Origin of the sequence: Streptomyces sp. BF23-19 (assembly GCF_041106355.1) — a bacterium.
GTDB lineage: Bacteria > Actinomycetota > Actinomycetes > Streptomycetales > Streptomycetaceae > Streptomyces > Streptomyces virginiae_A.
In genome coordinates this window covers 100,813-112,750 of record NZ_JBGBPT010000019.1, presented here as the reverse complement: position 1 = coordinate 112,750, position 11,938 = coordinate 100,813, and the positions used below count along the sequence as shown (strand labels likewise).

Below are 11,938 nucleotides of genomic sequence, written 5' to 3'. Positions count from 1 at the left end.
ACCTCACACTCCTGAACAAGGTCCTCAAGGCCGCCGGCAAGCCCGAGGTCTCCGACGCCGGCCTCGGCGCCAAGTAATCCCGCGACCCAGACTTCTGGTTGCGGGTCCCGACGAGCCGTCCGGGGGTCCGTCCAGACCCCCGGAGGCCGTCCGGACCTCCCCGGCCGGGCTCGCGCAAGGCCGGCCCGCGGTGGCGTCCGGTTCAGGAATCGGAGCGGAATGCCCCGTGGACGCGCAGGTCGCCGTTGATCGCCACCTTCCCGTCGTTCGTGTGCATGATCCAGGCGCCTCCGTTGCGGACCGGCAGGTACGCGCCGGCGTTCACCTTCCCCTGCAGGCGCGACTCGCCGTGAACGCGCAGCATGCCGAGGGTGGTGAGGTCTCCGGTGACAGTGACCGTGCCGTCGGCCTTCACCTCGCCCTCGGCATCCAGGCGGCCGTGGACGATCAGCCGTGGCGGGCCGTCCTGCGTCTCCAGTACGTTGTCGACGCTCAGCCCGCCCTGGAGGGTGAGACGTTCCTTGACCTGGGCGCGGTGGGTGGCCACGTCGTTCAGGTCCGCCTTGTCGGCGGCGACGGTGCCCCAGCCCTGCTTTCCGTCCTTGCGGACGTTCACTCCCGACTGCGGGAACTCGACCCATCCCTTGCCCGAGTCCCGGTCCCCCACCCACTCGGTGTTGATGCCATGCACGCTGATCTTGTCGGCCGTGACGGTTCCCAAGTCGTTTCCACCGCCGCGGCCGACGCTGATTCCGTCGAACGGGAACCGGATCCACCCGGCGTCGCTCTCGCGCCCACGGACCCGATCCGCGGTCACGGTCTCGACGTCGCTCCGGGCGGCGGAGAGGGTGCCGAGGCCGTCGGCGGCGGCGCGGATCTGGGCGCCCCGCGCGGTGAAGCGGATCCGGCCCTTGTCCGTCGTGCCCTCGACCCAAGGCTGGTACCCGGTACGGGGCGACGACCTGCCCGCCGCCGTCTCGGTGCCATCGGCCGGATGGGGTACTTCGGTAGCGCCGGCGAACGCGGTGCACTGCGGCGCTTCAGCGGCTCGGTAGCTTCGTGACCAGGTGTATCGGGCATGGGTGCCCCTGCGCGGCCCATGTGATCGCCCGTTGACGACAGCCCTGGAGCGAGGAGAGCGGCATGTCACTACCTGTCACTGTGGGAGTGGACGGCTCCGAGGGCAGTGTGGCGGCCTTGGACTGGGCCGCCGACGAGGCGGCGCTGCGCGGCGCCGGCCTGCGGCTGGTCTATGCCACTCGGTGGGCGCAGCACCAGTTGGGGGCCATGAGGGTGTCGCACGAGGATCGCGCCGGTGATGCCGTAGGCGTACTCGCTGCGGCCGAGCAGCGTGTCCGGGACCGGCGGTCAGACCTCGCGGTGACCGCCGATGAAATCGAGGACGCCCCCAACAGTGTGCTGTTGGCTGCCGCGGCGGAGTCGGATTTGCTGGTCGTGGGGTCTCATGGACTTGGCAGTGTCCGCGGATTCGTTGTGGGTTCCGTGGGCCAGGAGGTCGTCGCGGACTCGAAGCGTCCGGTGGTCCTCGTACGCCCTGGAGACAAGGAGAGCGGGGCTGGTACCGCCGAAGGCAGGGGCCACCGCAAAGTGGTCCTTGGGCTCGATGTGACCGACGTGAAGGACGAGCTCATGGAGTTCGCCTTCGACTTCGCCCGGCGGCATGGTGTGCTGTTGGAAATCGTGCACACGTGGCACGCCCCGTTCACTCAACACCACAAAGCGGCCGAGGACGCCGACATGGCGTCGGCGCTCTCACACGCCGTACGCCCGTACCGTGACAGGTTTCCGGCGGTGGAGGTGTCCGAGGTATCCGCTCCGGGGCGAGCGGCCGAGCACCTCGTCGAAGCCGTATCCGACGCGCGTCTCGTGGTCGTCGGCCGGCGCAGGGCGGTCAGGGGCTCCCACATCGGTTCGGTCACTCACGCCCTCATTCACCACGCCTCCTGCCCTGTGGCGGTCGTACCACACAGTTGACGGACCAGGCCCCGGCGCTCGGCAAGACATCCGCGCCGCTGACGCGGCGGCCACAGGGACGGTGCGGCATGCAACAAGTGATCTCCGGCCGGACCTACCCCGGAAGCCCTTCCGTCCGGATCCGAGGAGAGAACCCGCTGTGACCGACGACGAGATCCTTCTCGGACTCGCCCTGACGGTGGTGCTCGCCACCGGCTCGCAGATCCTGGCCGGCAAGCTGCGCGTCCCGGCGCTGATCATCCTGCTTCCCGTCGGGTTCGCCGCGGGCGCCGTGACGGACGTCGTCCGCCCGGACAGACTGCTGGGGCCGGACTTCTCGAACCTGGTGTCGCTGTCGGTCGCGGTGATCCTCTACGACGCCGGTCTGGGACTCGACCTGCGCAAGCTCGCCCACCACACGCGGGGGATCGTGGGCAGACTGCTCCTGTACGGCGTGCTGCTCACCTTTTTCGTCACCGGGACGGTGGCACCCGCGATGTTCGGCATGCCCCTGCGGGTTGCCGCGATGCTCGGCATGATCCTCGTCGTCTCGGGGCCCACGGTCGTGGGGCCGATCCTCGACTTCGTGCGGCCGAGCGACAAGGTGCGGCGCATTCTGATCTGGGAAGGGACGCTGACCGACCCGATCGGCGCCATCCTCGGCGCCCTCACCTTCCACGCGGTCGCCTCGTCGCACCGGATCGACATCGGCCGGGGCTACCAGCTGGGCCAGTTCGCCATCAGCCTTGCCTTCGGGCTTGTCGGTGGGGCGGTGGGCACCGCGCTGCTGTGGTTCGCCTTGCGCACCCTGCGACTCGGCGAGACCCTGGGCACGCTGGCTCAACTCGCCGTCGTGATCGGCGTATCCGCGGGCTGTGACATCTTGCGGGACGACACGGGGCTCATCGCCGCGATCCTGGTGGGACTCGCCGCGGCCAACATCCGCGGCTTCGACATGCCCTCGCGCCGGCCCTTCTTCGAAACCCTGGTCCAGCTGATCATCGGACTGCTGTTCATCTCCATCTCCTCCACCGTCACCCCCGCGTCCCTCGTGCCGGTGCTCCTTCCCGCGCTCGGCCTGATCGCGATCCTCGTCCTGGTGGTGCGCCCGCTCGTGGCCTTGGGTGCCGCGGCGCACACGGATCTCTCACGGGGGGAGCGCGCCTTCGTCGGGTGGATGCACCCACGCGGCATCGTCGCGGCGGCGACGGCGTCGGCCTTCTCCTCCGGACTGGTCGAACGTGGGGTGGCCGGGGCGGCGAAGATCCTTCCGGTCACCTTCCTGGTGATCGTGGGCACCGTTCTGCTGTACGCGCTGACGGCGGCGCCGATGGCCAGACGGCTGGGCGTCGTCAAGGAGGAGGGCAGGCGCGTGCTCCTGGTGGGCGGCGAGCCGTGGGTCGTCGACCTGGGAAGGGCTCTGCGGTCCGCCGGCCTTGACGTGCTGATGTGGGCGGGACTCGACGAGGAACGGGAACGGATCAAGGGGGCGGGCATGGACCTGGCCAAGGGCGAGCTGCTGGCCACGGCCATCAACCCCGGGGCGCGTGTGGAGGGGGTGACAGCCGTCTTCCTGGCCACCGACGACGACGACTTCAACGCGCTCGCGTCGATCATGATGCAGGACACTGTCGAAGGGCCGGTCTACCGGGTCGGGCCGCCGCACGACAGCCACGGCGTGGTGGCTCCGTACACCGGCGGCGACATCCTCTTCGGCCGCTCGCTGGTCCGGCACGTCCTGGCGGAGCGCTACGGGCGGGGAGCCCGGTTCATCGTGCAGCCGGCCACCGCCCCGCTACCGCAGGAGCACGACACCCTCTTCGTGGTGCGCGCCGACCACCGGCTGGACCCCGTGACGGAAAGGAAGCCCGCCACCCCGCAGAAAGGTGACACGGTCGTCCTCCTCGGTCCCACCCCGACGGCCGCCGGACAGTGAAACCCCGTGCCCCGGATGGTCCTGGAGGCTTGCTGCCGGCGATGGTGGCTGCCGCTGGATGACCCGGCACACGGTCGCCCGCGCCCCGCACAGCCTCCTTCCCCGCTTGATCGACCACGGGGCCTGTTGCGGCACCCTTCACCGCCCGTCCCTCCGCGCACCCTGGAGCATCGCGTCCAGGGTGATCGCCGCGTCGATCAGGGCCAGGTGCGTGAACGCCTGAGGAAAATTGCCCAGCTGCCGTCCCGTCAGGTCGATCTCCTCGGAGTACAGGCCCAGGTGGTTGGCGTAGGTGAGCATCTTCTCCAGCACCAGCCTGGCCATGTCGGTGCGGCCTGCCCGAGCCAGTGCGTCGACATACATGAACGTGCACAGGGAGAACGTTCCCTCGGAGCCGCGCAGCCCGTCGGGTGATGCCTCGGGGTTGTAGCGGTAGACCAGGCTGTCGCTGACGAGTTCACGCTCCATCGCGTCCAAGGTGGACTTCCACATCGGATCGCGCGGCGTGATGAAGCCGACCGTCGGCATGCGCAGCAGCGACGAGTCGAGCACGTCGTCGCCGTAATGTTGCACGAACGCCTGCTTGTCCGGATCCCATCCCTTGCTGAGGACCTGCTCGTAGATCTCGTCCCTCGCGTCCCCCCAGCGACCATGGGCCGCCGGACGGCCGTCGTCCGCGGCGATCCGCACGGCGCGGTCGAAGGCCACCCAGGACATCACACGGCCGTAGGTGAAGTTCTTCCGGCCGCCTCGGGTCTCCCACAGCCCCTCCCCGGGCTGGTCCCAGTGGTCGACGAGCCAGTCGAGCAGTGTGTGCAGGGCCTTCCAGCCCCCGTTGTCGAGGTGCATGGCATGCCTGTGCGCGAAGTAGATGCTGTCGAGCGCCTCACCGTAGATGTCCAGTTGCAGCTGGCTCGCCGCCCCGTTGCCGATGCGGACCGGGGCGGAGCCGCAGTACCCCTCCCAGTGTTCGAGGGTTTCCTCGACCAGGTCGGAGGAGCCGTCGACGCGGTACATGACGTTCAGCGGTCCGGAGCCGTTCCCCTGGCCGGCCTCCTGCTTCACCCGGTCGTGCAGCCAGCTGATGAACGCGGCCGCCTCTTCCTTGAAGCCCAGGCCCAGCAGGGCGTACACCGAGAACGACGCATCGCGGATCCAGGTGAACCGGTAGTCCCAGTTGCGTTCGCCGCCCAGCTGCTCGGGCAGACCCGTCGTCGGGGCGGCGACGAGAGCACCGGTCGGCGCGTAGGTCATGAGCTTCAGCGTCACCGCCGAACGCTCCACCGCCTCGCGCCAACGGCCCGAGTAGGTGGACTGACCCAGCCAGGAACGCCAGAAGCCGACGGTCTCGTGGAAGAGCCGCTCGAACTCCTCCCCGCGGACCTCGTGCGGAGGCCCTCCGGGAGATGATTCCATGACCAGGCCGCGCTGCTGCCCCGCCCGCAGGCTCAGTGAGAATCGCAGGTCGTTCTCGTCGACCGAGAGGACGCTCAGCAGCCGCTCGTCCTGCGGCTCCCGGACGAGGTGGACGGCGAGGTCCATTTCCTTCGAGGTGAACAGGGCCCCGTGCTCGGAGAGGTGCAGCTCGTGCGGCTGACGGCCGTAGTCGAAGCGCGGCGCGATCTCCCCTTCGAACACCATGCTTCCGCGGACACAGCGCATCATGCGGACGAGACGGTGCCGGTCGGTCGCGATCGTTCCGGTCACCGGCATGAAATCGACGACCTCCCCCGCCCCGGCCTCGGTCATGAAGCGCGTCACCAGGACGGCGGTGTCGGGATGATAGAGCTGTTTGGTCGTGTACGTCTCGGCAGCCGGCCGCACGGTGGAGTGGCCGCCCTTGCGCCGGTCGAGGAGAGAGCCGAACACGCTCGGTGAATCGAACCGCGGACAACAGAACCAGTCGATCGTCGCATCGGTCGTCACGAGCGCCGCGGTCTGCAGATCACCGATCAGACCGTGGTCTTCGATCAGGGGATAGTCGTCCATCACGGACCTCTTTCCAGCCCGGTCGACCGCGCCCGGGGCGGGTGGCCTTCACTCCGCGGATGGGTGGATCGGACGGCACCCCATCAGACTAGGCCGACGGCCTCGGTCCGTCCTGGCGAGAGAGCGGCGCGGGGACGACGGCAGCCTGCCACTGCACAGGTCCGGGAATCGCCCTACCGTGGGGTAGAGGCGATCCCTCCGAGGGAGCCGGCCGTTCCGTCGCGCCTCACGAGCACCGGACTCCTCCCGCGAAGGGGCGTGGCATGGGTGTCATGACGTCCTGGGCAGACAGGTTCAGGTTGCGGCAGTACGTCAAGGCCAGCCTGTGGATCGTGCCGACCCTCGGTCTCGTCCTCGGCGTCCTTCTCGCCGAACTCGCGATTACCGCCGATGGCGACGACTGGCCGCCGAGCGGCTGGCGCTACTCCTCGACGACGGCGAGCGGCGTGCTCACCGCCATCGTGGGGGCGATGGTGGCGCTGCTCGGATTCGTCGTCACCATCGGCGTGCTCGTCGTGCAGCAGGCCACGGGCACCCTCTCTCCGCGGTACATGCGGATCTGGTACCGGAACCGGTTGCAGAAGGCGGTTCTGGCGACCTTCACCGGGACGTTCGCGTTCGCCTTCTCCCTACTGCGCAGCATCGAATCCGCATCGGTCCCCGACCTTGGCGTGACCCTGGCCGGCGCGGCCGTGGCCGTCAGCCTCGTGCTCCTGCTCATCTACCTCAACCGGTTCACCCACAGTCTCCGGCCCGTGGCCGTCGCGGAGCTGGTCATGAGCATGGGAGGGGCCGTGTTCACGAGCGGCGCGGCGGCGATCCGGGGCGCCGCGCCGCGTGAAGAGGCAGCCGTGCCGTCCGACGGTCCGGTGATGCTCGTGCGTACCGTACGGGGAGGCGCCATCCAGGCCTTCAATGTGGCCGGGCTGGTTGCGGAGGCAGCGCGATACGACTGCGTCTTCGTCGTGACCCGGCTGATCGGAGACTTCGTACCGCCCGGCGCCGTGCTCGTCGAGGTCCACGGAGGCGGGTCCAGACCCGATCCGGAACGGGTTACCCGTCATGTCGCCCTCGGGTCCGAGCGCACCATCGAGCAAGACCCCGCCTTCGCCTTGCGGGTCCTCGTCGACATCGCCATCAGGGCTCTTTCCCCGGCAGTGAACGACCCCACGACCGCCGTGCAGGTGATCAATTACATCGAGTGGTTCCTGCACACGGTCGGAGAGGCGCCCCTACCCGGGCGCTACGTTCTGGCCGATCGCGACGGGGACGCCCGGCTCGTGCTCCCGGGCCGGGACTGGGAGGACTACCTCCAGCTCGCCGTCTGCGAGATCCGTGACTACGGACAGTCGTCCGTCCAGATCTGCCGAAGGATCCGCGCCATGCTCGACGGTCTCCTCGACGTCCTGCCCCCGCAGCAGCACCCCTCGCTGCGCGCGGAGCTGAGGCTACTGGAGGAGTCGGTCGAACGGGAGTTCACCGACCCGGCCCGCCGGGCCATCGCCCAGCAGGCCGACTCACAGGGCATCGGCGGACAGCACTCCTCCTGACACCTTGCTGTTCGACGAGGTGGCCACCTCGCCCCGGGCAGGGGCCGGCTGAGCGCTCAGCGCTTGCCACGGCATCGGCCCCGACACGTTCGTCAAGGCCGCGGTGAAGGCGCGCCGGCACGCGGCCGACGACCCTCGCGTCATCTTCCGCGACCTGGTCATGCACGGACGGTCAATGCCGGGAAGCGCCGGACTCGTCCAGTTCCAGCAGGGGACGGCCGGTGACGATCAGCCAGGCGAACAGAGAGGCCACGCAGAGCAGAGGAAGTAGCGCGGGTTGGGGGGCGAGGACGGCGGCGGTGAAGAGGCTCAACCAACCCTGCCGGGTGGTCGCGAGCAGCACGCCGAGCACACCTGCGGAGACGGCGACAGCCGGGGGGATCTCCGGCACGAGCGCCTGGGCGAACATGCCGAAGGCTACGCCGACGAACACGGCGGGGAAGATCCGGCCGCCCCGGAAGCCGCACGAGGCGGCGAGCACGAGGGCGACGAGCTTGACCACGGTCATCTTCGCCAGATCGCCGGAGGACCAGCCGCCGATGTTCGATGCGAGATCCTTGATCTGCTCCAGGCCCTTGAAGAGCGTCAGAGGCCCGCCGAGCGCGCCGAGAAGGCCGAGGACCAGGCCGCCGAGGGGCAACATCAGCATCGGGTGCCGCAGCCACTGGAAGGCGCCGTGGATGTAGGGAAAGGCGTAGCAGGAGAGGAGGCCGAACAGGGCCGCGGCGGGGGCCACGACCATCGCGGCGAGCAGATCGTCCCATCCGGGGTCGGCCACCTGAGGCAGCGACAGGTCGAACGTGAAGTCAGTGAGCAGCAAGGTCGTCATCGCCCCGGCCCCGGCGGCAATCAGCGGGGCGAAGAGCCGGTCCCACAGCGAGCCCCGGTCGCCCGGCCGGTGCGTGAGGGCTTCGGAGACGACCAGGGCCGAGGCCACCGGGGTGCCGAAGAGGGCGCCGATGGTGGCGGAGGTGGCGAGCATGACCCACAGCGCACCGGGCGCGGTAGGGGCCACCTTGCGGCCGATCCAGTAGGCGAGCGCGACGTTGGCCGCGATGATCGGGTTCTCCGGGCCGAGGCTGACACCGCCGGCCAGCGCGATCGTACTCGCCACCAGCAGACCGGGCACGATCGCCGGAGCGAGAGGGGGACCTTCGAGGCCGGTGCAGGCCGAATCGGGGCCCGCATGCCCCGGAACCTTCCACACGACAAGGCCCACCGCGACACCGGTCACGGTCAGCACGACGATCATCCAGAGAGAGGAGTAGTCGCCGATGCCCAGCGCGTCCGGAAGGGTGCCCCACACCACGTCCTTGAGCTGATCGGAGAGCTTGCTGATCCCGATGTAGAGCAAGCTCGCCGCCACGCCGATCACGAGCGCGGGAAGAATCTGCGGCAGCAGGACTCGGAGCGGGCTCTCGGGGACGCCGGGTGGTGACGCGGGTGACGGGGTATCAGTGGCCACCGGAACAGCATATGCACCAAAAATGCCCACAACGGCCCGAGCCGGGCGTTTCGCATTCCCCTTCCACGAGCAATCACCGCCGCCACGCCGAAGGCCCGGACGACCGACCGATGCTTCAGTGGGCGCAGGCCACCCACGACGGCGAACAACCGTACAAGCGGCGGCGGTCACCGCGCCGGTGACCGCCGCCGCCGTTTCCTGTCCGGGGAGTGGGTAGTCTCCGCGGGCCCGCGCGAAGGCGAGGGTCGCGTTCGGGCAGCCGGCCGCATACCCCGGCAACCCCTCCCACTCGGCCTGATCCACCGCCGGACCTCAACGATGCATGGCCGCCGCCCACTCACCGATATACCGGCAGCGCATCGCCGGCGCCGGCATCCAGGTCGCCGGGTCCTGGTCACTCTTCCGGTCCATGATCATGGAGCGGGAGTCCGATCTTCCTGACGACCGCCCGGTGCCCGCAGCAGCCGCTCCAGCTCCGTTCCGGCTTCTTCATATCCGGCGTCGGAGATCCGTTGCAGCTCGCGCAGGTCACCGACTGCGGCCGCGCGTCGCGTGAGCAGCATTCCGGCGTGCCGGGACCCCTCGTCCAACAGGTCGCTCAGCTCCTCGACGTCGCCGGCCGCGTCCGCGAGATCGGCCAGCCGGTCCAGCGCGGTCTCGTTGCCCTCGTCGGCCAGGTCGCGAAGGGTCTCCCGATCGGGGTTCGTGTTCTCCATGACGCCATGCTGCAACCCTGCCCCTGGGGCAAGGTCAAGTGGGACGATGACGAGGTGATCACCATCGGACAGCTGGCCGGCTACATCGGAGTGTCGATCAAGACCGTCCGCGTCTACCACGACAAGGGGTTGCTCCCCGAACCCGACCGCGACGCGTCCGGCTACCGGCGGTACGGCGCGAACGACGCTGTCGACCTGATCAAGATCCGGACACTGGCAGAAGCCGGTGTCCCCCTCGCTCGTATCCGGTATCTGAGAGCGGCGGGCGAGGAGGAATTCCGGCAGGCGCTGGGCGAGATCGACGGCGAACTCGACGCCCGCATCCGCAGCCTGCAGGAAACGCAAGGGCGCCTGCGCCGGCTCGCCGCCGGGCGTCTGGTGCCACTGCCCGGCAAGGTCGTCGCCCATCTGGAGGATCTGGCCCGATGGGGATTCACGCCTCGATGGGTGGACCTGCAACGCGACTTGTGGATCCTCGTGTTCGCCACCCACCCGGACCGTGCGACCACCCTGTTTCACGAGCAGGCCGAGATCTTGGCCGACCCGACTCTACGGTGGCTCTTCCTCGGCTACGACCACGCACATGACCTCGACGCCGACGACCCGCGGCTCGAGGACCTCGCCCGCAGGATCGCCGAGGCGAATCGGGAGCGCTACGGGCCCGACGAACGGCCCGGGCTGGATACGGGTTCTGAGATCCCCGCCCTCATCCAGAGCAGAGTCAACGCTTCGTCCCCGGCATGGGAACGGCTCGACTCCCTCATTCGCGCCCAACTGGACGCATGACGTGAGCGCCCCCGGGGATGCCTGCGAGGTACGTTCCTCCTCGGACCCGTCGCGATTCCCGACGCGCACGTGAGCCCCTGCCAGATCGAGCGCGGCCAGGACCCTGCTCACTGTGCAGCCGGCGCCGCGGACGCGATCCGCGCAGGCCGGCAACCACAGCTCGGCCGCGGCGGCCGTACGCGACATCTCCCGTCACCGGCCGGTGGTCACACGTCCCAGGTAACCGGGAGGCTCTTGACCCCATAGATGTCCGCGGTCTCCGGGCGCAGGGCGACGTCTTCGGCCGGTACGGCCAGGCGCAGCGTGGGAAAGCGCTTGAGCAACGCGGAGAACGCGACCCGCATCTCGACGCGGGCCAGCTGCGCGCCCAGGCACAGGTGGATGCCGTGGCCGAAGGCCAGGTGCCCGCCGGCGTCCCTCCGGAGGTCGAGCGTGTGGGGATCCGGGTACCGCTCGGGGTCGCGGTCGGCGGTGTTGTACGACAGGACGACCGTCGTGCCGGCCTGGATGGTCTGGCCACCCACCTCGACGTCCTCCAGCGCCGTCCGCATGAACGACTTGGCGACGCTCAGATACCGCAGCAGTTCCTCGACGGCCTGGTCGATGAGCGCGGGATCGGCGCGCAGCGCCGCCAGTTGCTCCGGGTTCTGCAGCAGCGCGAAGGTCCCGAGGGACAGCATGTTGGCGGTGGTGTCGAAGCCGGCCGCCAGCAGGATCAGACTGATCCCCTGCAGCTCCTCATCGGTCAGGTCGCTGTCGGTGAGTTCGCTGAGGACGTCGTCGGTGGGGTTCGCGCGCTTGGCGGCCACCAGTTCCGCGAGGTAGGTCTGGGTCGCGGTGTAGGCCGCCAGCAGCTCCTCGTCGCTCGTCTCCCCGTTCATGAATTTGTCGATCTGTTCCTGGAAGGAGGCCCGGTCCTCGTACGGCACCCCCAGCAGCTCACAGATGATGATGGTGGGGATGGGCTTGGCAAACGCGGTCACCAGGTCCGCCGACGACCCCGCCTTCTCCATGGCGTCCAGGCAGTCGGTGGTGATCTGCTCGATGCGCTCGGTGAGCAGTCGCATCCGCCGTGCGGTGAACTTGCCGACCAGCGGCTTCCGGTAGCGGCTGTGCTGCGGGTCATCCATGAGGAGGAACTCGCCGGGCGGCGCCGGAGGGATCTCGAAGTCGACCACGTTCAGGAGGTCCTTGCGCGAGCTGAACCGCGGGTCGGCCAGGACCGACCTGACCAGGTCGTATCCGGTGATCATCCAGCCGGGCTTCCCGCCGGGGTGGGTGTAGCGGCTGATGGGGCCGTGCAGGCGGGCGTCGATCAGCTCTGCCGGAGGGTCGAAGGGACAGCCGGACCGACGCTCCGTCGGCAGCGTCGTAACAGTGTGGACCGATTCATCCATGACCATTCCTCACCTCGCGATAGTGCGTGTTTGATACAACTCGAAAGCTACGTTGCATTCAGGATTGCTGCAATCTACTGGAACACATAAGTGCAGGTGAAGAGTGCCAAATTGATGCAATGACG

General features: G+C 68.9%; 9 protein-coding genes. 4 read left to right on the top strand and 5 right to left on the bottom strand.

Features of this window, described 5'->3' with window-relative positions:
* Positions 1 to 202 precede the first annotated feature (202 nt).
* The gene (locus tag AB8A24_RS13910) at positions 203 to 721 is read right to left on the bottom strand and encodes a hypothetical protein (RefSeq protein ID WP_369475846.1); all 519 of its coding nucleotides are present in this window, start codon (positions 719 to 721) and stop codon (positions 203 to 205) included.
* A 422-nt stretch (positions 722 to 1,143) separates the two neighbouring features.
* Between AB8A24_RS13910 and AB8A24_RS13905 the strand changes: the two genes are divergently transcribed.
* Together AB8A24_RS13905 and AB8A24_RS13900 are read left to right on the top strand one after the other, a co-directional pair.
* Complete coding sequence (locus tag AB8A24_RS13905; RefSeq protein ID WP_369475844.1) at positions 1,144 to 1,995, top strand: universal stress protein; 852 nt, start codon at positions 1,144 to 1,146, stop codon at positions 1,993 to 1,995.
* Positions 1,996 to 2,134: 139 nt separating this feature from the next.
* On the top strand, positions 2,135 to 3,910 hold the full coding sequence (locus tag AB8A24_RS13900; RefSeq protein ID WP_369475842.1) for a cation:proton antiporter: 1,776 nt from the start codon (positions 2,135 to 2,137) through the stop codon (positions 3,908 to 3,910).
* 138 nt (positions 3,911 to 4,048) lie between these two features.
* Here the strand turns inward: AB8A24_RS13900 and AB8A24_RS13895 are convergent, their stop codons facing one another.
* The gene (locus tag AB8A24_RS13895) at positions 4,049 to 5,899 is read right to left on the bottom strand and encodes a glycoside hydrolase family 15 protein (RefSeq protein WP_328960500.1); all 1,851 of its coding nucleotides are present in this window, start codon (positions 5,897 to 5,899) and stop codon (positions 4,049 to 4,051) included.
* A 272-nt stretch (positions 5,900 to 6,171) separates the two neighbouring features.
* On the opposite strand from AB8A24_RS13895, the gene AB8A24_RS13890 reads away from it, so the two are divergent.
* A complete protein-coding gene (locus AB8A24_RS13890) occupies positions 6,172 to 7,449 on the top strand; it encodes a DUF2254 domain-containing protein (RefSeq protein ID WP_369475840.1) in 1,278 nt (425 codons plus the stop codon).
* Positions 7,450 to 7,621: 172 nt separating this feature from the next.
* On the opposite strand, the gene AB8A24_RS13885 is transcribed toward AB8A24_RS13890, so the two are convergent.
* Positions 7,622 to 8,914: an ion channel protein gene (locus tag AB8A24_RS13885; RefSeq protein WP_369475838.1), complete on the bottom strand. Its 1,293-nt coding sequence runs from the start codon at positions 8,912 to 8,914 to the stop codon at positions 7,622 to 7,624.
* Between the two features lie 413 nt (positions 8,915 to 9,327).
* Entirely contained in the window at positions 9,328 to 9,630 is a 303-nt protein-coding gene (locus AB8A24_RS13880) for a hypothetical protein (RefSeq protein ID WP_328960502.1), read from the bottom strand.
* A 54-nt stretch (positions 9,631 to 9,684) separates the two neighbouring features.
* On the opposite strand from AB8A24_RS13880, the gene AB8A24_RS13875 reads away from it, so the two are divergent.
* Entirely contained in the window at positions 9,685 to 10,416 is a 732-nt protein-coding gene (locus AB8A24_RS13875; RefSeq protein ID WP_369475836.1) for a MerR family transcriptional regulator, read from the top strand.
* A 206-nt stretch (positions 10,417 to 10,622) separates the two neighbouring features.
* Here the strand turns inward: AB8A24_RS13875 and AB8A24_RS13870 are convergent, their stop codons facing one another.
* Complete coding sequence (locus AB8A24_RS13870) at positions 10,623 to 11,813, bottom strand: cytochrome P450 (RefSeq protein ID WP_328960504.1); 1,191 nt, start codon at positions 11,811 to 11,813, stop codon at positions 10,623 to 10,625.
* Between the last annotated feature and the right edge of the window lie 125 nt (positions 11,814 to 11,938).